We start from the raw sequence: 19,898 nt of genomic DNA, 5'->3' as shown, positions 1-19,898 counted from the left end.
CTCCAATTGATTTTCCGGTATAGCGGTTTCCGACGTCTCGGAAAACCAAGTAGTTATCTCTAAGTTACTTTTAATAACGGCGTGATTGACGAAACCTTTAGGAAAAAAACAACAAAATTAAAGAAATAGCGGTAAAGCAAAAGAAAGCGTGACTGGTCGTAAAATTATCGAAAAAAGATGAGAAAATCGCTAAAGTTGTCAGGAAGTCAGTCGAGTGGGAAATTGTGTTTTTATTCGCCAAAAAGCACTAGCTAAGCTGAAATGCCTTTATAAGATTCGAGGCAATTCATTAACCTAACAACGTTAAAGCTAGATTCGGCGCTTGCTTGGCTTGAGCGAGTATCGTTGTGCTCACTTGCTGCAGTATTTGTTGCTTGAGCATTTGAGTGGTTTCTTTGGCATAGTCGGTATCTTTGATGCGACTGTTTGATGTCGCCAAATTCTCATGAACGTTTTCAAGATTATTAATGGCATGATCAAAGCGGTTTTGCATTGCCCCTAATTCAGAGCGATGGCTATCGACATACTTCATCGCCGTATCCAAAATAGAGACGGCACGCTGAGCACCACCCACATCCGTTACATTGATGTCATCGACTGATTCGTAATAACCCGCAGACATGGAAAGCTCACTGGCTAACGAACCTGAAAAAGAGATCGTACCCGCCGTATCTTCACCAGACATATAAATCTGAAGCTGTCCGTCATCATTGACAGAAGCCGATACGAGATCGGTTTGACCATTAATGTAAGTCGCCAACTCTTCGATATCATCACCCGCTTTCGCGTTGATGGTGATTTCTTGTGGCTGACCAAAACGGTCAGTAAACGACATCGTCATATCATTCTGGTTTGATTTCACTTCCCATGAATCACTGGCCTTTCCATTAGCAACGTAGCTAAAGCCGCCCATGTTGATGTCATCAGTACGCATGCTTTTCAAACCAATCTGCACAGCTTCGCCCGAACTGCCGCCGATTTGAAACGAGGTGTGCCCAAAACTGCCGTTAAGGAGCTTTTTACCACCAAATGAAGTGGTTTCGGCAATTCGATTCAGCTCGTCATTTAAGGCGGCAACTTCTTCTTGAATAGCGATTCGTTCCGATGAACTATTCGAGCCGTTACTTGCTTGTAGCGACAAGTCTCGCATCCGCTGCATGATATTAGTGGTTTCATTCATCGCTCCTTCTGCAGTCTGCATAATGGAGATACCGTCGTTAGCATTTCGAACGGCAACATCAATGCCACTCATCTGTGCTTCTAATCGATTTGAGATCTGTAAGCCAGCAGCGTCGTCTTTTGCGCTATTAATACGGCTCCCTGAAGCTAAGCGCTCCAAAGATTGATTCAGCATGTTATTAGCGTTAGAGAGGTTTCTCTGAGCCACTAACGCCGAGACATTCGTATTAACAGTGATAGCCATAGACCTTCGCTTACAAAAAGATGAATAAAACCCACGATTGCTCTTATATCGACCAGTTCATATAAAGCTTTAATAAAAAAGGAGCCCTGAGGCTCCCTTTCTTTACTGCAGATGAGACGATTTACTTAATCGTTAATGCACTTAACATGTCAGTTGAAGGAGCAAAGTAGTAAGCCCCAGTCACGGCTTTGGTAAAGCGAAGCAGTTGGTCTGTTTTGCCATCTGTTGCGCCGTACATGCTCTCTAACATCGCATCGAAGTTATGACGAACGTTACAGTAAGCAATGAACAATAAGCCGTGATCGCCCGTAGCAGTACCGTAAGGTAGGCTGTGGCGAACAATCTTAAGCCCCTTGCCTTCTTCTTTGATATCCACACGGCCAACGTGAGACGCCGCAGGAACATCATCTAACTCAATTGAATCAGGTTTAGTTCGACCAATCACTTTCTCTTGTGCCGACACATTCAAACGATTCCAAGCTGGCAGGTTGTGCACAAAACGCTGCACCATCACATAACTACCACCAGCGAATTCACCCTCAGGCACAATAGCGACTTCAGCACGTTGTGCATCTTTCGGGTTTTCAGTGCCATCAACAAAGTCTGTCATGTCACGAGAGTCTAGGAAGCGGTAACCATAAGTTTCATCAACCACTTCAACATCAGCCGCTACTTCAGATAGCAATTTACGCAAGATAAAGAAGTGCAGATCATGTCGGTTTGAATGACAGTGAATCAGAACGTCAGACTGTGTGCTCGGTGCAGTGATATCACCTTCACCCAGCGCAGGGAAGTCAATCAAATCAGCGGGCGCTGCTTGTTCGAACTTATCCCAAAAAGCTTTTGAGAACGCAACCGATGCCGTTAAGTTCGCATCAGGTTGAGTTTGGTTTAGTTCGTCGATTAAACTCGGAAGCTTTTGAAGTTCCGCTAAAACATTAGCAGCGTTAGCATTCACTTTCAGTTGAACATAAAGAGCGAAAGGCCCAGCTTCTGGCAAGATAGCGCTTTGAATTTTAGGCTGCTCATTTGAGATGTTAAGCATAGATTAATCCTTTCATTTTTTAGCTTCTAAGTATAATTGGGAATGGGACAAATGTTTTGATGAGAATCAGTCTTCGTGCTCAACCACTTTAAAGCAGTCCCTAGCAGCATGGCTATTGGTCAGGTAAAGCGATAACCATAAAAGCAGCAATAAAGTAATGCCATTGGACCAGCGGAACCATCCATTATCCAAATAGATTAAATAAATTGTATGGGAGCCCTGCGCCAAGATAGCCGTCATGGTGACCCAACGCCCCCAAGACACGACTTTATTGAGGCGTTTTCTATCTGGCGATCTTAGCCCAAATAGCCACATCAGTAGCAAGCTAGGCACACTCAACGCGATCCCGACATAAAACATTTGATGATCTGGATAGATAATTTCGAGTATGTCAGTGCCCGACTCTCGGCTTGCTCCTGCGACAATGAAAACAACCAAAGCTTTCGCCAGAAACAGCCAACCTAACCATAATAGGATTGGGGCTTTTAAAAAGCCGTGCTTATCGTATTGTTCTATGGAGTACCGCACAAATCTCACTTTCAGTTATTTTCAAACTAACACTTTAACGCAAATCATTCATACTTAACTAGCTTTGCGTTATCTTAGTAGCCAATCCGTTTTAATTATCGAACTCAGTATGAAAAAGAAAACTAATACGCCGTCTGTTGAATCTCAACAAGAAGCACTGAAGATAGCCAAAGCGACTCAAAAGCCAGCTCAAACCAAAGAACAAACTAAGTTGATTGCTCAAGGTATCGAGAAAGGCATCGCACTGTACAAGAAACAGCAAAAAGAGCGCAGTCGCCAAGCCGACAAAGCAAAAAAGCGAGTACAGAAAGAGAAACAAACTCAACAGACTAATCAAGACCAAGAACAGAATGTCGACACGAGTGTTGCAACAACATCAAATCACGGCAGCAAATTACCGTGGCTACTACTGGTCGCTAGCTGGATAGGCTTCGCAATTTATTTGATGAAATAACAGGGTAATCGTATGAAAAAGGAATTAATCGCTTTAGCTATGAGTGGTGCATTGTTAGGTTGCACGACACCAACATCAATACCTCATAGCGAAGCTGACAAAGTGCAAATGGATTACCACGGTGTGATTAATATCGAGCAATGCGAGTATAAAGGGGAAGTCACTGGCAGCGAAGGCCATTGGTACAGCTACCTGTTTTACCCGAATGACACATTGATTCAAGGCGCCATGAATGAACTCAAGTCGAATACGATTGAGCTCGGCGCAGATACCGTGATATTCACACTTCCCCAAGATTTTTCCACTTCCGTGACTATGCTGGGAACTGTCTATCTGTGTAAGTAAATAGAAACGTAATGAGGTAGCTCACCACTCAAATGAGCGAGATACTCCCTACTATTTCTATTCAAAAAAAGAAAGCCAGCTTTCGCTGGCTTATGCACTAAATCCAAGGCTTGTTGCTATATCGCCTTTACGCTGGATAACCCATTGACTGTCAAATGGCCCCCAGTCGGATAACTGGTAATAGCCATCATTATGACGTCGCCCATCTTGAACAAACATAAGTTCAATACCGATCCCCGGTAACGCCTTGAGTACATCTTGAATAGTACGACGAGGCCACCCCGTTTTTTCGATGAGTTTAGGCACATTTGGCCTATCAAGGCTTTCCACTAACAATGCTAAATATAGCCGCCTTGCAAAAACAGGACTCAACTCCATTGACACCTCCTATATATGTGCAGCTCAATTATTTCTTTTTTCGCTGACAACATGTTGAGGCTGATCAATAAGTCTCCAATAGTGACATTTTCTTACGCTTTTTTTTCACTCTATGAAATATTCATCACTCTATTTTGTCTGAGTTGCTGCTTCCTGATAGGATTCAACTCATAACAATGAAATAAAATCACTCAAAGGAAGAATAATGACTATCACCATGTTTGGTATCCCAAATTGCGACACCATTAAAAAAGCAAAGAAATGGCTCGAAGCTGAAGGTATCGAGTTCGAATTTCACGATTATCGCAAACAAGGCATCACAGAAGAGCTAGTAACAAGCTTCTGCTCTGAGCTAGGTTGGGAGCTTGTGCTAAACAAACGTGGTACGACTTATCGCCAACTTTCTCAAGAACAGAAAGACACCCTAACAGAAGAAAAAGCAGTGACTTTGCTTGTTGAACAACCTGCCATGATCAAGCGCCCAATCTTAAAAGTTGAAGGTAAGCTTCACATCGGATTTAAAGCCGACCAATACGCGGCTATTTTTGCTTAGATCGTTGTATTGACATAGACAGACAACAGGACGTTGAACAGTGAATCAGCGCCTAAAAATTAATGACTAGACGTTTTATTTAAACAAGGAATTCAAGGATGACAGATAGCCCAACTTTGGCTCTGGCAAAAGACCTAATCAGCCGTCAATCGGTAACACCAGAAGATGCAGGCTGCCAAGACCTGATGATTGAACGCTTAAAAGCACTCGGTTTTGAAATCGAAGTGATGGTATTTGAAGATACGACCAACTTCTGGGCTCGCCGTGGTACAGAAGCGCCTCTGTTTGCTTTTGCTGGTCACACTGATGTGGTACCTGCAGGCCCAATCGAACAGTGGAATACCAAGCCATTCGAACCGACTATCGTAGACGGTTTCCTACATGGCCGTGGCGCTGCGGATATGAAAGGCTCTCTGGCTTCAATGATTGTTGCCGTCGAGCAGTTCATTGCCAAACACCCAGACCACACAGGCTCAATCGGTTTCTTGATCACTTCAGATGAAGAAGGCCCTTTCATCAACGGTACAGTACGTGTTGTTGAAGCATTAATGGCACGTGGTGAAAACATCGATATGTGTATCGTTGGTGAACCATCGAGCACTGAGTTCGTGGGTGATGTCGTTAAGAACGGCCGTCGTGGCTCTATCACTGGCGACCTAACGATTAAAGGTACACAAGGTCATGTTGCCTACCCTCACCTTGCGAACAACCCGGTACACAGCTCGCTGCTTGCAATCAACGAGTTGGCAACGACTGAGTGGGACAAAGGTAATGATTACTTCCCACCAACCAGTTTCCAAATCCCAAATGTAAGCGCAGGTACGGGTGCTTCAAACGTGATTCCTGGTGAGTTTAATGTTCAGTTTAACCTGCGTTTTAGCACAGAGTTAAGCAACGACATCATCGTTGAACGAATCACAACGACGCTCGATAAGTACGACTTCGAATACGATCTGAAATGGACCTTCAATGGCGACCCGTTCTTAACAGACGCAGGCTCATTGCTTGATGCTATTGTCGATGCTGTCGGTCATGTAAATGATGTTAAGCCTGCGCTGCTTACCACAGGTGGTACATCTGACGGACGCTTTATTGCTCGAATGAAAGGACAAGTGGTAGAACTAGGCCCTGTGAACGCAACAATTCACAAGGTTAACGAATGCGTGAAAGTGGCTGACTTAGAGAAGCTAACCGACATGTATGAGAGAACATTAGTGAACCTGTTCGCTAAATAGTTCTTTCATCAGCGATTGATAGCATCTAATTATTGAGAGACGCGTTATGACACCAGAGCAGCTAACCGGACAATCAGATTCTCATCTAGAACCTAGCCTCATTGGTAGTAAAACCTTCTTGGTTCACAGTGAGGTCAAAGATGACCTAAACGATTTGATTGAAGCTGCTCAACTCGCGGGTTTCAAAATGGAGATTGCCAGTGGCTTTCGCGACTATGAAAGGCAATCTCTGATTTGGAACCGTAAGTTTTCTGGTGAAGCACCAATATTAGACTCAGAAAGCCAACCACTTGATGTTTCAAGACTCAGTGAACATCAAAAGTTGTCAGCGATACTGAGGTGGTCTGCACTGCCTGGGGCGAGTCGTCACCATTGGGGTTGTGACTTTGATGTCTTTGCTCGTAATCACTTACCTGAAGGCACACAGCTGCAACTGGAACCATGGGAATACCTTACTGGCCACCAGCAAGCGTTTTACCAATGGCTTTTTGCCAATGCATCTCAATTTGGGTTCTTTTTTCCTTATAACGAAGACCTCGGTGGTGTGGCGATCGAACCATGGCATATCAGCCATCGCAAAGTATCGGAGTCGTGTTTATCAAAGTTATCTCCGACTTTACTTGGCAAGCAACTCCAATCTAAGCCAATATTAGGGTATGAGATTATTATGGAGCAGCTAGACGAGATCTATGCACGCTTCGTAGCGAATATCAATCATTAGGAGCGCTTATGTTGGAGTGGCTTACAAACCCTTGGGTTATCATCATCATCGTGGTTAGCGTTGTGGTGGGTAACATCGCAGCGCTCAAACAGACCGCCAATATGGATCTGACGGGTCGTGGTAAAACTGAGCGAGACTTAGATAAGCTCAATCGCTTGGATAAACTTAACCAAGAGAAAGCTGAAAAAGAAGAATCCAAAGACAGTAAAGACGCATAGCCTTTTGCTTTGGCTAATCAGCTTGATTGACCAATATAGCCTGATGACAACGAATACAAAAAAGAGGACACAGTGTGTCCTCTTTTTTATTGGCTTGAGCTAATCACAAGGCTGATTTAACTCAGCTTGTGACGGCTTAAGTGCGACTACTCAGCTTTCGCTTCTTTGTCATCTTTGGTTTGGTCAGCAATATGCGCTAATACCGGAACCATAGACTTAAGCAGCTCTTCTTCTACTGGCTTACCTGATGCATCCGTTACGTTGATTGACGTACGGTTGCCAAGGTCACCAAATAGGAAGTTGTAAGTGCCTGGCGCTAAGTCGATAGGCTGTAGGCCAATTTCTTCCCAGAACTCATCATCTGGTGCTGCGTACTTCGCCTTCACCGTACCCTGAGATTGATTGCGTTCTTCAAGCTCAAAGCCCATTTCAGGCAACAAGTTAGGCAGACGCTGCCAGAATACATTGTATGGCGTACGAGCAATAATCACAGGGAAACCACTACGGTCAGCACCCATTGAAATTGGAATACGCTTCACCAACTCTTGCGCTTTCAGCGCCGCTTCAGCACGAAGGTTTTCATCGTACTTAGCCATAACTAGGTTGGTCAGGAACGCGTTGTAACGCTCTTTATTGGTTGCCGTTACTGGTTTCTCTTCAGTACCTTCACGCCAATCAATCAGGTTAATCTTGAAGCCATAACGGTTGTTTGCTTGGAAACGAGAGATAGAGTAGCGGCTGCCAATCTCTACGTCTTCATCTTCAGAAACCCAAGTTACCCAATCGGTCTCAATCTCATTCTCTGATTGCTCACGAATACCAATACCACGTTGAGCCAGCATATCTACAGCCGTTTGCCACACGCGGTCTGCCTCTTCTGCGCGAAGAAGCCATAGTGTCACTTCACCGTTTTGACGCTCAGCACGAGCACCCGGGATCAGTTCAAGAACCTGTTGCGGTGGACGAATATCCACTTCACGACCTGTACCACCACTGAACTCACCGCTTGGGATGTCAAAATTTGGGTAGAACTGAGGCTGAGCATCTTCAGGCAATTGCCATTGTGAAAACTCAGGTGTTTCTAAGTATTCGAAATCATCTTTGGCTTGGCGACGTTGAGTCGGGTTGCCAGAACATGCTGTAAGAACGAAAACAGCCAGTGACCCAATCACTAGCTGGTGAGAATACTTCATTTATACTCCTAAATGCCGAAGGTTCGCTTCGGCATCACTTCATACGTTTTAGTAAATGCACGCTTCAGTCATTGCTTGAGCAACAACAGGTTGAGCTGGCTCTGACAGTTCAGTCAGCGGTAGACGTAAGCCACCTTCAGCAATCAGACCCATTTTATGAACCGCCCATTTTACGGGAATAGGGTTAGACTCAACGAACAAATTCTTATGTAGAGGCATCAAACGCTCATTGATCGCTTCTGCTTCTTCAAACTTACCTTCTTTCGCTAGCTTGAACATAGTTGCCATATCAGCGGCTGCAACATTGTTCGTTACAGAGATCACGCCATCGCCACCACGCTTAACAAATTCTAGACCTGTTAAGTCATCACCACTTAGTAAGATAAAGTCTTCGCCACAAAGTTCACGGTGAATTGCAATTCTGTCGAGATCACCCGTCGCATCTTTAAGTGCAACGATGTTTTCGATCTCAGCAAGACGAGCAACCGTTTCTGGCAGCAAGTCTACCGCAGTACGACCTGGAACATTGTATAGGATTTGTGGAACGTCACTGACTTCAGCAATCGCTTTGTAGTGTTGGTACAAACCTTCTTGAGTCGGTTTGTTGTAGTAAGGCGTTACGCTCAGGCAACCAGCAATACCAGAACCATTCAACAAACGGCTGAATAGAACAGATTCGTGAGTTGCATTTGCACCTGTACCAGCGATAACGGGAATACGACCATCAGCAAATTCAACGATCTTATTGACGACTTTGACATGCTCTTCAATAGTGAGTGTTGAAGACTCACCTGTTGTGCCAACCGCAACCAGACCATCACTACCTGCAGAAATATGGTGCTCAACTAACTTTTTAAGGCTGTCGAAATCCACTTCACCATCTGTATTAAATGGCGTAACTAGCGCAACGATACTTCCTGAAAACATGTCTATCTCCCTTAATTTATTCTTTTTGCATGTTACTGTAAGCCAATCAATAAACACAAGACATTAAAGTGGCTTACCGGCAACATCTGCATTAAATATTGTCGTATGTTTGAGGTAAAACGACTTCTAACGGCGTTCTACCTAGAATTTGGGTAACCTGCACTCAATCTAGCGGATAGCACATCACTGGATGTCAGTAACAAGTAAGCTGTGCTCTCATCGCTCTATCTCATTTTTTAACGCGCTCGATATTCTTATCATTGGTTGCATGTTCGAAGCAAGGTCGCTCATAAAAAGCCCCGCACGCACGCTTATTCCACGAGCTAACTGTGCTAACATGCATGAATCAATGGAATATAAAGAGACGTGATTTTATGACTCAACATCTAGTAATCACAGCTGTGGGCACTGATCGCCCAGGTGTATGCAACCAAGTGGTTCATTTAGTCACCCAATCAGGCTGTAACATTATTGATAGCCGTATCGCTCAATTTGGCGAAGAATTTACGCTTATCATGCTGCTGTCTGGAAAGGCAAACAACATTACCCGCGTTGAAACCACCTTGCCCTTGCTTGGACAAGAGCACGACTTGATTACGATTATGAAGCGAACCTCAACTCATGATGTTATTGAGAACTCTTACACAGTAGAGGTGTTCGTTGAGTCAGACGATAAAATCGGACTTACTGAGCAGTTTACCCAGTTCTTCGCAGACCGAAACATCGGCCTCGATTCGTTAAGTGCACGAACCATCAATAAGTCTAAGGTTCAACTCGACAACGACCAATTCCATATCTCTATTACCGCTTCTGTGCAATCAGAATGTAACTTGATGCAGCTACAAGAAGAATTCGATTCGCTGTGTCAGAGCCTATCAGTCCAAGGCTCGCTCAACTTTATCAAAAACAGTCTTTAAAAAGGAAATGTCATGAATACGCTAACGGCTGGTGTTCCAGCACCTGCTTTTTCTCTTCCAGATCAAGATGGCAATATCGTATCTCTTGGTGACTTCAAAGGTAAAAAAGTACTTTTCTATTTTTACCCAAAAGCAATGACTCCAGGTTGTATTGTGCAAGCGGAAGGCCTGCGTGATATCAAAACACAGCTTGATGACCTAAACGTGGTTGTTCTAGGTGTGAGTGTTGACCCAGTAAAACGCCTACCAAACTTCGTTGAAAAGAAATCTCTAAACTTCACACTGCTATCTGATGAAGACCATAGCGTTGCTGAACAGTTTGGCGTTTGGGGCGAGAAAAAATTCATGGGTAAAATCTACGATGGTCTGCACCGTATTAGCTTCCTAATTGATGAAGAAGGTCAGATTGAACATGTCTTCAACAAATTCAAGACTAAGACTCACCACGAAGTGGTTCTAGATTACTTCAATCAAGAAGCTTAAGGGCTATTTGAGTGAGTTAATGACTTAGATTCATCACTCTCGAAGGCAATAGCAACACTCATTAAGCTAATGATTAAGCTAAGAGCAAAAAGGCCGAACATCCATGATGTTCGGCCTTTTTCTATAACAAGATCAGTTATTTTTGATGTTCGGGGTCATCGTCTAATGCGTGACTCGGTAAAGCATTCCAAACCGCCTTAACTAACGTTGCCAACGGGATAGCAAAGAACACGCCCCAGAACCCCCACAGTCCACCAAACACTAACACGGCAACAATAATGGCCACTGGGTGCAGGTTCACCGCTTCAGAGAAAAGAACCGGAACGAGCACGTTACCATCTAGCGCTTGGATAATACCGTAAGCGAGAAGTAACCAGTAAAACTGAGGCTCTAATCCCCACTGGAACAAGCCAACAATCGCTACTGGAACAGTCACAGCTGCCGCGCCGATATAAGGGATCAGCACCGAGAAGCCAACCGCGACAGCCAACAAGACTGAATAACGCAGGTCCAGAATCGCGAAGGTTACGTAGCTGACACCACCAACGATTAAAATCTCTAAGACTTTACCGCGAATATAGTTCGAGATTTGCTGGTTCATCTCTTCCCATACTTTGGTCGCTAAACGACGATTTCGAGGAAGTACACCACTCGCCATTCTGATCATCTCTTCTTTGTCTTTTAACAAGAAGAAGATAAGCAGTGGTACAAGAATCAAGTAAACCGCCAAGGTCGCTAAGCTCACAAGAGAAGCAAGAGAGCCTTTGACAACACTTTCACCAAAACCTAACGCTTTGTTCTTGGCGTTAGACATAATGGACTCAACGATCTGCAGGTTGGCTAATTCTGGATAGCGTTCAGGAATCGTCGCGATGAAATTTTGTAAACTGCCATACATGCTTGGGATGTCATTGATTAGGTTACCCACTTGTTCCCAAATGGTTGGTACCAAGCCAAAGATCGCAAGTAGCATCACGCTAAAGAACATCATGATCACCAACATCACCGAAGGCGTTCTTGGAACACCGAGTCTTTGAAGTTGGGTAACAGGCCACTCAAGCAAATAAGCCAACACAATTGCAACCAAGAGTGGCGCAATTAGGTGACCAAAGAAGTAGATCGTAATAAAGCCGAAGAGAATGATGGCAACCAAACTGACAGCATGGGGATCAGAGAAACGTCGTTTATACCAACGATTGACCATTTCAAGCATCTGACTGCAATTCCTTTTTAGTGACGAGGAGGTGATGGTAATTAGAGCAAACCTCAGTGATGACGTCATAGGCTTGCTTAGATAAATAAGTAACAATATCTTTCATTGAGCTGTTATCAGACACATAAATTGACAATGACTGCCCTACTTCTAACTTTACACTGTGACGCTTGGCTAATAATAGCGCCATTGGACAGCGCTCTTGGCGTAAATCTAGAATATTAGGTGTCATTCTTGAGCTCGATGCTTATTATAAGGGTCGTATTGTAATCTGTTTTTGAAAACGCGCCATCATTCATTCATCTTCCTTCATGATAGCGCACGCACTTGGCAAAGGTTAAATCAGATAAAGAACCAATTTGCATTGCACTTGTCTTACTGTCAGAAGAAACGGAGTATTACTGACTAATATGTTTAAACGCGCTCGCTCAATTGCTTGCTTATGCATCGCAGCCACATTAAGCACCCCAACTATGGCAAATACCAATAGTTTGGAGCTACCAGATATCGGTACCGCTGCTGGCGGCACACTCACTATCGACCAAGAGCTTATCTATGGTGATGCCTACATGCGCATCATCAGAAGCAGCCAGCCTATCGTAAACGACCCAGTTCTAAACCTGTATATTGATACGCTTGGCCATCGTCTAGTCGCGAACGCAAATGATGTAAAGACACCTTTCCAGTTCTTTATGATCCGTGACCGCAACATCAACGCCTTTGCTTTCTTTGGTGGTTACGTTGCTTTGCACTCAGGTCTATTCCTGCATGCACAATCTGAAAGTGAATTGGCTTCAGTATTAGCGCACGAAATCGCGCACGTAACCCAACGTCACTTAGCACGTAGTATGGAAGATCAAGCGCGCCGTTCTCCAGCAACCATTGCAGCCCTTGCGGCCTCTGTATTGCTCGCGATTGCTGCCCCTGAAGCCGGCATTGCAGCCCTAACGGCAACGACTGCGGGTAATATGCAAAGCCAAATCAACTACACACGTAGTAATGAAAAAGAAGCCGACCGCTTTGGTATCAACACGCTAGCAAAAGCTGGGTTTGATGTGAATGCGATGCCACGTTTCTTTGGCCGTTTAGCTGATGAATACCGCTATGCGAGCACACCACCGCCCATGCTACTGACTCACCCATTACCAGAAGACCGAATTACCGATTCACGTGCTCGTGCTCGTAGTTACCCGCCACTGAAACTGGCTCCGTCTCTGGACTACCACCTAGCAAGAGCCCGCATTGTTGCGCGCTATGCTGGCATTAATAATGATGCTGCTCTTGATTGGTTTGAGCGTCAGCTGAAGAAAGCCCCTAAAGCTTTGGTCCCGTCATTAGAATATGGCCAAGCACTGGTTTACCTAGACTCTAAAAAATTAGACAAAGCAGAGCCGATTCTGAACAAGCTGATTAACAGCGACCCAACTAACCTGTTTTATCTAGATGCTATTTCTGATTTGCACATCGAGAAGAAACAGCCTGAGGTTGCAATTAAAGAACTTAAATCGGCACTGGTTCGTCAACCAAACAACCCAGTTCTGACTATTAACTACGCCAACGCACTGATTGAAAATGAAGATCTACAGGAAGCGGTTCGCGTATTGCAACGTTACACGCACGATAATCCGAACGACACCAATGGCTGGCACTTACTTTCAAAAGTAAATACGAGCCTTGGTAATAGCGACGAAGAACTGGCTGCTCGTGCAGAAATTTTGGCTCTGCAAGCCAACTGGAACAAAGCGATTCAGTACTACACGCAAGCAAGCCAAATCGCAGAATTAGGAAGCCTAAAACAAGCACGCTACGACGCTCGAATTGATCAGCTGATGATTCAACGAGAACGCTTCTTGTCGCTACAATAATATGTTTACTGGTAACAGCTCGTTGCCAGAATAAAAAGAAAGCTCAACGTTACACAAAAAAGAAGTCACCTCTGGTGGCTTCAGCTAAACAACTAAATCAAAAATAATAATGAGGAAGAACCATGTCTGTCGTGATTTATCATAACCCACGCTGCTCAAAGAGCCGTCAAACTCTAGAAGTGCTTCAGGAAAACGGCGTACAGCCAGAGGTCATCAAATACCTGGAGACTCCGTTAACAGTTGAACAGCTGAAAGTACTGTTCACTCAGCTTGGTTTTGACAGTGTTCGCGACATGATGCGCACCAAAGAAGCGGACTACAAAGAAGCAAACCTTGGCGATGCTTCAGTTACTGATGAAGATCTTTTCGCCGCGATGGCAACCAATCCAAAACTGTTTGAGCGCCCAGTGGTTGTAGCAAACAACAAAGCGAAGATTGGTCGCCCACCAGAGCAAGTGCTAGAGATTCTGTAATCCAATATGAGCATTAACATTCTTGTTCTTTACTACAGTCGTCACGGCAATACACAAGCTTTAGCAAGGCAGATTGCACGAGGGGTTGAATCCATCCCGAACTGCGAAGCTATGCTAAGAACGGTGAACGACGTGTACACAGTAGAAGAGCAGCCTGATTCGCGTTATCAACCAACCGATCCTATTGCCTCGTTACAAGAGCTTCGATCTTGTGATGGTTTGGCGCTAGGCAGTCCGGTTTGGTTTGGCAACATGGCCGGGCCAATGAAGCACTTTTGGGATAGCACGACATCAATGTGGATCAATGGTGATCTCATCGATAAGCCAGCTTGTGTCTTTACCTCTTCTTCTTCACTGCATGGTGGTCAAGAGACGACACAACAAAGCATGATGTTGCCCCTGCTTCATCACGGCATGTTAGTCGTGGGCATCCCCTACTCAGAGCCTGCACTGCACACCACGCAAACCGGTGGTACGCCTTATGGTGCAAGCAGTACTGGAGAGAGCGCTTCGCTTAGCAAAGAAGAGATTGAGTTGGCGCAAAACCTAGGTAAACGCCTAGCGCGCATAGCGTTAAACCAAAAGGGAATTTATCAATGATGTATATGCCAGAGAAGGCCATGTCTCCCAAAACCAAGCTATTTCGCTACCTTGCTTTAGCGGGCAACTTGTCGCTGTTATTCTGGGTGGTGGCTTGGCAGATGACGCTTTCACCGCACCCTCATCTCAGTAATGTCACACTGGCGATTGCTTGGGCTATCCCGTTGTTACTGCCATTGCCGGGAATTTTAGCAGGTAAGCCTTATACGCACGCTTGGGCAAATTTCGTTTTGATGCTCTATTTCCTACACGCATTAACTATTTTGTATGTAGACGATGGTGAACGCTTGTTAGCGGCTGTAGAACTGCTCCTGACGACTCTAGGTTTCGCGGGCAATATCTTATTTACTCGCTTTAGAGCCAAAGAGTTAGGTATCAAGTTGAAGCGTCTTTCCGAAGTAGAAAAGAGAGAGAAAGCTAAGTTCGAGCAATAATATAGAACCCATGCTTTTAAGCTGACCGCTTACAAACAAAAAGCCCTGCAAGATTGCTCTTGCAGGGCTTTTTTCATGTTTTCATTTCAATCAGTCATGTCAGCTGACAATTATGAGCGAACCCACTCGTATACCAAGCTTGGCTTAGCATGTACTGGCGCAGTGATGGTTAGATCTTCTGTACTAGAATCCTCTAACGTTGTGTCAGGCGTTAGCTCAGCATCCTCAGATACCTCGTTGCCCTTAATCACTTGTACGCCTGAGTCAGTTTCGTCACCAACGACTTCAGCAGCGTCTGTTGAATCATCACCGACAGACATTGTGTTGTCTTGAGTTTCAAATTCAGGACTCACTTCAGGCTCAATGTAAGATTCTTCAACCTTCGCAACTTGACGAATACTTGCGACTTCTTGCTCAAACTCTTGTTGAGTCGACAATAAGTGAATTCGGAAAGTGACTTCGTTGTTCTGAATCTTCAGAATATCTAGGCTTGCCACCGAGTTTAGACGCTTCAGTGCGTTCTCCAACTGGAAGAAGTCTTGAGCATTATTCAAGCTAATAAACTGCGTTAAAATCGATTCTGATGACTCACTCGCTACCGTCACGGCACTTTTACCTGCGTAGTAGTTACTGATTTGGTCGACTAACTTCTGAGAGGTCGTTGCGCTGTTACCTGATAAAGAACCACTTAAAGGCGATGTTGGTGCGCTCGTCAATTGACTTGGCTTTTGATCGTATAGAGCCCAACGTAGGCCTGAAGATTGAGCCTTTATCACCAACACAGCATCAACAGGATAACGCTGACTCGCTTTACTGATTGGCGTAACAAAGCTACCCCACAAATCAGAAGTCGCAATACCCGTAATATCGTCAAAGTCACCCACAGGCAGCGTTAGAGGCAAGCCACGCTCTTTTGCGTTAGCTTGTAAGCTAGCTGCTAACTCTGAGTTAGAGTGTTCCCATACGATGTTCTTGTCGTAGTTGTCCTCTTCCACCAGCCAAACAAGGATGTTTGAACGCGTGTCAGGCCAGTAAGGTAACTGTGCTTGAGTCAACAGAGAACGGATTTGAGCACCGTTAAAACGCATACGCAATGTTGATTGGTCATTGCTTTCGCCAAAACTCATTTGAGACATGTACTGCGAACTCTTGCGCATCGCCTTTTGAATCGTCTCATTCGAAGCGACATCAGTTTGGCCAGTCGCACGTATCAATACCTGCTCCATACCTGTATTTCTTGCCACTTGTTCTGGCTGTTTGTCTTCAGCGTTAATCGCAACTTCAGCACTAAAAATATCTACTTGAGTTAAGGCATAACTCGGAGAGGCTAATAGTCCCATCAACAACAATGCTATGTAGCGCATACTGATCCTAATATTCAAATCTTGTGCCTAGATGATAAGCAACTATGGATTGAGGGGCAAGGTCGATAGCGCCCACTGTGTTTAATAACCACAAAATATCACCTGGCCATGATAAATCGCTCACTTATAAACTGAATTTCTAGGGCTTAGATGGATATAAAACATCACTAAGATAAATAAATTTGATCTATCTGGTGTAGCAATCGATTGCTAAGTGATAGAATCCCGCGAATTTTATTTTTCACTTTTCATATAACGACCATTTTTAAGGACATATCATGAAAAATGCTTTGCAAGGTGCGCAAATGCTGTTCGTAGCTTTTGGTGCGCTTGTACTCGTGCCGCTACTAACAGGACTTGATCCTAACGTTGCACTCTTTGGCGCAGGTATCGGTACCCTTTTATTCCAACTTATTACACGCCGTTCAGTGCCAATCTTCTTAGCGTCTTCTTTCGCATTCATCGCGCCTATCATGTTTGGTATTCAAACTTGGGGTGTAGGTGCAACCATGGGCGGCCTTATGGCGGCGGGTGTTGTGTATGTACTAATGGGCGCGTTAATTAAAGTTCGTGGCGTTGGCTTCATCCATAAACTGCTTCCACCTGTCGTGGTTGGCCCTGTGATCATGGTTATCGGTTTAGGCCTTGCGCCTGTTGCGGTTAACATGGCGCTAGGTAAGACAGGCGATGGCGCGGTTCAGCTTGTTGATGCAGACGCTGCACTGTGGATCTCTTCGATTTCACTGTTAGTGACCATTGTCATCAGTGTGTTCTCTAAAGGCTTCCTTAAGCTACTGCCAATCTTCGGTGGTATTGTCGCGGGTTACATCACTAGCTTGGTTTATGGCGCAGTCGACTTCACACCAGTAGCGCAAGCATCTTGGTTGGCTCTGCCAAACTTCACAGCGCCAGAGTTCAACATCAACGCTATCTTCTTTATGGTATTTGTTGCGATTGCACCTGCTGTTGAGCACGTAGGCGACATGCTTGCTATCTCTAACGTGACCGGTAAAGACTACCTTAAAAAACCTGGCCTACACCGCACAATTACTGGTGACGGTGTGGCAACAATTGCTGCTTCAATGCTAGGCGCGCCACCAAACACTACCTACAGTGAAGTAACAGGCGCAGTAATGCTGACCAAAGCATTCAACCCAGTGATCATGACTTGGGCTGCGGTAACCGCCATCGTTCTGGCATTGGTTGGTAAGCTAGGTGCACTACTTCAAACGATTCCGGTTCCTGTAATGGGCGGCATCATGATTCTACTGTTTGGTTCTATCGCAACCGTAGGCTTGAATACTCTAATTCAGAACAAAGTTGACCTACACAAATCACGTAACCTTGTGATTGTGGGCATTACCTTAGTCTTTGGTATTGGCGGCATGGCATTTGGCATCGGCGACTTTAGCCTACAGGGCGTAAGCTTATGTGGCATCGTTGCGATTCTACTTAACCTAGTACTTCCAGATGAGCTAGGTGACAACACTGTAGTAGATAAAGCTCAAATCGATTAATGAATCGATAAGGCTAGATTCAAAAGAATCACAACCTAACAAGATCAAAAAAGGGAGAGCATCGAATGCTCTCCCTTTTTATTAATACGGTTAAATCAGCGAGTTAAGGAACTGTTTAGAGTCACTTAAGCTGAAACCGAATTACTTAGTACCGAAGATCTTATCGCCAGCATCGCCAAGACCAGGAACAATGTAGCCCTTGTCATTTAGCTTCTCATCGATTGCAGCCGTGTAAAGCTCAACATCTGGGTGCGCTTTTTCTAGAGCAGCGATACCTTCAGGAGCAGCAACAAGCACAAGAATCTTAAAGTGCTTACAACCTTTCTCTTTCATCAGGTCGATAGTCGCGATCATAGAACCACCTGTCGCAAGCATTGGGTCTACCACTAGAGCAATACGCTCATCGATGTTAGATGCAAGCTTGTTGAAGTATGGTACTGGCTCAAGTGTTTCTTCGTCACGGTAGATACCAACAACGCTGATACGTGCACTTGGGATGTGCTCAAGAACGCCGTCCATCATGCCTAGACCAGCACGTAGGATTGGCACTACCGTTACTTTTTTACCTTTAATTTGGTCAACTTCTACTGGACCGTTCCAACCGTTAATCGTCACACGCTCAGTTTCAAAGTCTGATGTCGCTTCGTATGTTAGAAGGCTACCCACTTCTGTCGCTAGCTCACGAAAACGCTTAGTGCTAATCTCACCTTCACGCATCAGGCCAATTTTATGTTTTACTAGCGGGTGTTTCACTTCAACAACTTTCATTTCCAACTCCGGCAATATTTAAACAAACCTGTAGATTATACACGAACTCTAAGGTTATTTCAGAATCTTTATTCTAATAAAAAAAACCGCGCAAACGTTTGCTCTTGGTAATCAAGCCCTGTTAGAATAGCGCCGTTTTCACATCCAACTTAAGTTCGAGGACTATCCCGTGAGTGGTAATACTTCTTCTCTAAGCTACAAAGACGCTGGTGTTGATATCGACGCAGGTAATGCACTAGTAGACCGTATCAAAGGTGCTGTTAAACGCACTCGTCGCCCTGAAGTAATGGGCGGTATTGGTGGCTTTGGCGCCCTATGTGAACTTCCAACGAAATACAAAGAGCCGGTACTTGTTTCAGGTACTGATGGTGTTGGTACTAAACTTCGCCTTGCTTTGGATCTGAAAAAACACGACACCATTGGTATCGACCTAGTGGCAATGTGTGTGAACGACTTAATCGTTCAAGGTGGTGAGCCGCTATTCTTCCTAGACTACTACGCAACAGGTAAGCTAGATGTAGATACAGCAGCAGACGTTGTTTCTGGTATTGCTGAAGGCTGTGTTCAAGCTGGCTGTGCACTAATCGGTGGTGAAACTGCTGAAATGCCAGGCATGTACGAAGGCGACGACTACGATGTAGCTGGCTTCTGTGTTGGTGTTGTAGAAAAAGCGGACATCATTGACGGCACTAAAGTAGCAGCAGGCGACGCACTTATCGCCGTTGGCTCAAGTGGTCCACACTCAAACGGTTACTCTTTAATTCGTAAAGTCCTAGAAGTTTCTGGTGCTGATAAGAGTGAAGAACTAGAAGGTCGCACTATCGGTGAGCACCTACTAGAACCAACTAAGATTTACATCAAATCGGCACTTAAGATGATTGCAGAGCATGACATTCATGCTATCTCGCACATCACAGGTGGTGGTTTCTGGGAAAACATCCCACGCGTACTTCCTGAAGGTACTAAAGCAGTCATTGAGGGCAAGAGCTGGGAATGGCCTGCTATCTTCAACTGGCTACAAGAGAAAGGTAACGTGGAGACATTCGAAATGTACCGCACTTTCAACTGTGGTGTTGGCCTAGTTGTTGCTCTACCTAAAGATCAAGCAGAAGCTGCTGTTGAACTCCTGAAAGCTGAAGGCGAAAACGCTTGGGTTATCGGTGAGATCGCAAACGCTGAAGCTGGCGAAGAGCAAGTTGAAATTAAATAAGTGATACGCTCACTTACTTAGTTAATCAATGAGG

The 19,898-nt window shown here is 44.8% G+C and carries 24 protein-coding genes; 14 read left to right on the top strand and 10 right to left on the bottom strand.

All coding sequences use genetic code 11. The features are described 5' to 3' along the window. Positions 1–289 precede the first annotated feature (289 nt). The 3 genes from AB6E85_RS10185 to AB6E85_RS10175 form a co-directional block, all read right to left on the bottom strand. Positions 290–1,423 carry a flagellin gene (locus AB6E85_RS10185; protein WP_372142504.1) on the bottom strand — a complete coding sequence of 378 codons (1,134 nt, stop codon included), beginning with the start codon at positions 1,421–1,423 and terminating at the stop codon, positions 290–292. A 121-nt stretch (positions 1,424–1,544) separates the two neighbouring features. Beyond that, positions 1,545–2,468, bottom strand: a complete 924-nt coding sequence (locus AB6E85_RS10180; RefSeq protein ID WP_372142503.1) for a Dyp-type peroxidase — start codon at positions 2,466–2,468, stop codon at positions 1,545–1,547. A gap of 66 nt (positions 2,469–2,534) precedes the next feature. Further along, positions 2,535–2,996, bottom strand: a complete 462-nt coding sequence (locus AB6E85_RS10175) for a DUF2919 domain-containing protein (RefSeq protein ID WP_048612193.1) — start codon at positions 2,994–2,996, stop codon at positions 2,535–2,537. A 109-nt stretch (positions 2,997–3,105) separates the two neighbouring features. Here AB6E85_RS10175 and AB6E85_RS10170 point away from each other — a divergent pair, with 109 nt between their 5' ends. Both AB6E85_RS10170 and AB6E85_RS10165 read left to right on the top strand, forming a co-directional pair. After that, positions 3,106–3,450, top strand: coding sequence for a DUF2956 domain-containing protein (locus tag AB6E85_RS10170; RefSeq protein ID WP_059019943.1), 345 nt, complete (start codon positions 3,106–3,108; stop codon positions 3,448–3,450). A 12-nt stretch (positions 3,451–3,462) separates the two neighbouring features. Next, on the top strand, positions 3,463–3,795 hold the full coding sequence (locus tag AB6E85_RS10165; protein WP_081229453.1) for a DUF4156 domain-containing protein: 333 nt from the start codon (positions 3,463–3,465) through the stop codon (positions 3,793–3,795). A gap of 90 nt (positions 3,796–3,885) precedes the next feature. Here the strand turns inward: AB6E85_RS10165 and AB6E85_RS10160 are convergent, their stop codons facing one another. Next, positions 3,886–4,173 (bottom strand): helix-turn-helix domain-containing protein, encoded by a 288-nt coding sequence (locus tag AB6E85_RS10160; protein ID WP_004734273.1) that lies wholly within the window; start codon positions 4,171–4,173, stop codon positions 3,886–3,888. A 205-nt stretch (positions 4,174–4,378) separates the two neighbouring features. Between AB6E85_RS10160 and AB6E85_RS10155 the strand changes: the two genes are divergently transcribed. From AB6E85_RS10155 to AB6E85_RS10140, 4 genes are all read left to right on the top strand, one after another. After that, positions 4,379–4,726 (top strand): ArsC family reductase, encoded by a 348-nt coding sequence (locus AB6E85_RS10155; RefSeq protein WP_017060699.1) that lies wholly within the window; start codon positions 4,379–4,381, stop codon positions 4,724–4,726. A gap of 98 nt (positions 4,727–4,824) precedes the next feature. Beyond that, on the top strand, positions 4,825–5,961 hold the full coding sequence (dapE, locus tag AB6E85_RS10150; RefSeq protein ID WP_048616137.1) for a succinyl-diaminopimelate desuccinylase: 1,137 nt from the start codon (positions 4,825–4,827) through the stop codon (positions 5,959–5,961). A 46-nt stretch (positions 5,962–6,007) separates the two neighbouring features. Beyond that, entirely contained in the window at positions 6,008–6,682 is a 675-nt protein-coding gene (locus AB6E85_RS10145) for a M15 family metallopeptidase (protein ID WP_372142501.1), read from the top strand. A gap of 8 nt (positions 6,683–6,690) precedes the next feature. After that, the gene (locus AB6E85_RS10140) at positions 6,691–6,900 is read left to right on the top strand and encodes a DUF2897 family protein (protein ID WP_048606545.1); all 210 of its coding nucleotides are present in this window, start codon (positions 6,691–6,693) and stop codon (positions 6,898–6,900) included. A gap of 146 nt (positions 6,901–7,046) precedes the next feature. On the opposite strand, the gene bamC is transcribed toward AB6E85_RS10140, so the two are convergent. Both bamC and dapA read right to left on the bottom strand, forming a co-directional pair. Beyond that, entirely contained in the window at positions 7,047–8,093 is a 1,047-nt protein-coding gene (bamC, locus tag AB6E85_RS10135) for an outer membrane protein assembly factor BamC (protein WP_372142500.1), read from the bottom strand. A 48-nt stretch (positions 8,094–8,141) separates the two neighbouring features. After that, positions 8,142–9,020 (bottom strand): 4-hydroxy-tetrahydrodipicolinate synthase, encoded by an 879-nt coding sequence (gene dapA, locus AB6E85_RS10130; protein WP_372142498.1) that lies wholly within the window; start codon positions 9,018–9,020, stop codon positions 8,142–8,144. A gap of 374 nt (positions 9,021–9,394) precedes the next feature. Between dapA and AB6E85_RS10125 the strand changes: the two genes are divergently transcribed. Both AB6E85_RS10125 and bcp read left to right on the top strand, forming a co-directional pair. Continuing rightward, positions 9,395–9,937 carry a glycine cleavage system protein R gene (locus AB6E85_RS10125; RefSeq protein ID WP_372142496.1) on the top strand — a complete coding sequence of 181 codons (543 nt, stop codon included), beginning with the start codon at positions 9,395–9,397 and terminating at the stop codon, positions 9,935–9,937. 12 nt (positions 9,938–9,949) lie between these two features. Further along, the gene (gene bcp, locus AB6E85_RS10120) at positions 9,950–10,420 is read left to right on the top strand and encodes a thioredoxin-dependent thiol peroxidase (RefSeq protein ID WP_017060706.1); all 471 of its coding nucleotides are present in this window, start codon (positions 9,950–9,952) and stop codon (positions 10,418–10,420) included. 136 nt (positions 10,421–10,556) lie between these two features. On the opposite strand, the gene AB6E85_RS10115 is transcribed toward bcp, so the two are convergent. Beyond that, positions 10,557–11,633 (bottom strand): AI-2E family transporter, encoded by a 1,077-nt coding sequence (locus AB6E85_RS10115; protein WP_019821634.1) that lies wholly within the window; start codon positions 11,631–11,633, stop codon positions 10,557–10,559. Beyond that, positions 11,626–11,865, bottom strand: coding sequence for a sulfurtransferase TusA family protein (locus AB6E85_RS10110; RefSeq protein ID WP_017060709.1), 240 nt, complete (start codon positions 11,863–11,865; stop codon positions 11,626–11,628). The genes AB6E85_RS10115 and AB6E85_RS10110 overlap by 8 nt, the downstream gene beginning before the upstream one ends. Positions 11,866–12,043: 178 nt before the next feature. Between AB6E85_RS10110 and AB6E85_RS10105 the strand changes: the two genes are divergently transcribed. The 4 genes from AB6E85_RS10105 (at position 12,044) to AB6E85_RS10090 (ending at position 15,005) form a co-directional block, all read left to right on the top strand. Continuing rightward, positions 12,044–13,498: a M48 family metallopeptidase gene (locus AB6E85_RS10105; protein ID WP_050644964.1), complete on the top strand. Its 1,455-nt coding sequence runs from the start codon at positions 12,044–12,046 to the stop codon at positions 13,496–13,498. Between the two features lie 122 nt (positions 13,499–13,620). Next, entirely contained in the window at positions 13,621–13,971 is a 351-nt protein-coding gene (gene arsC, locus AB6E85_RS10100; RefSeq protein WP_017060711.1) for an arsenate reductase (glutaredoxin), read from the top strand. A 6-nt stretch (positions 13,972–13,977) separates the two neighbouring features. Continuing rightward, positions 13,978–14,571: an NAD(P)H:quinone oxidoreductase gene (gene wrbA, locus AB6E85_RS10095; protein WP_065675253.1), complete on the top strand. Its 594-nt coding sequence runs from the start codon at positions 13,978–13,980 to the stop codon at positions 14,569–14,571. After that, positions 14,568–15,005 carry a DUF2069 domain-containing protein gene (locus AB6E85_RS10090; RefSeq protein WP_017060713.1) on the top strand — a complete coding sequence of 146 codons (438 nt, stop codon included), beginning with the start codon at positions 14,568–14,570 and terminating at the stop codon, positions 15,003–15,005. Before wrbA ends, AB6E85_RS10090 begins: the two co-directional genes overlap by 4 nt. A 110-nt stretch (positions 15,006–15,115) precedes the next feature. On the opposite strand, the gene AB6E85_RS10085 is transcribed toward AB6E85_RS10090, so the two are convergent. Further along, positions 15,116–16,369 carry a DUF2066 domain-containing protein gene (locus tag AB6E85_RS10085; protein ID WP_372142494.1) on the bottom strand — a complete coding sequence of 418 codons (1,254 nt, stop codon included), beginning with the start codon at positions 16,367–16,369 and terminating at the stop codon, positions 15,116–15,118. A 278-nt stretch (positions 16,370–16,647) separates the two neighbouring features. On the opposite strand from AB6E85_RS10085, the gene AB6E85_RS10080 reads away from it, so the two are divergent. Beyond that, complete coding sequence (locus tag AB6E85_RS10080; RefSeq protein WP_050619933.1) at positions 16,648–17,886, top strand: uracil-xanthine permease family protein; 1,239 nt, start codon at positions 16,648–16,650, stop codon at positions 17,884–17,886. Between the two features lie 141 nt (positions 17,887–18,027). On the opposite strand, the gene upp is transcribed toward AB6E85_RS10080, so the two are convergent. After that, on the bottom strand, positions 18,028–18,654 hold the full coding sequence (gene upp / locus AB6E85_RS10075) for a uracil phosphoribosyltransferase (protein ID WP_017060716.1): 627 nt from the start codon (positions 18,652–18,654) through the stop codon (positions 18,028–18,030). Between the two features lie 169 nt (positions 18,655–18,823). Between upp and purM the strand changes: the two genes are divergently transcribed. After that, positions 18,824–19,864, top strand: coding sequence for a phosphoribosylformylglycinamidine cyclo-ligase (gene purM, locus AB6E85_RS10070; RefSeq protein WP_372142492.1), 1,041 nt, complete (start codon positions 18,824–18,826; stop codon positions 19,862–19,864). Positions 19,865–19,898 lie beyond the last annotated feature (34 nt).

This window comes from Vibrio sp. 10N.247.311.51 (assembly GCF_041467855.1).
GTDB lineage: Bacteria > Pseudomonadota > Gammaproteobacteria > Enterobacterales > Vibrionaceae > Vibrio > Vibrio coralliirubri.
The sequence above is the reverse complement of the archived record's forward strand: the minus strand, read 5'-3'. Positions and strand labels throughout refer to the sequence as shown.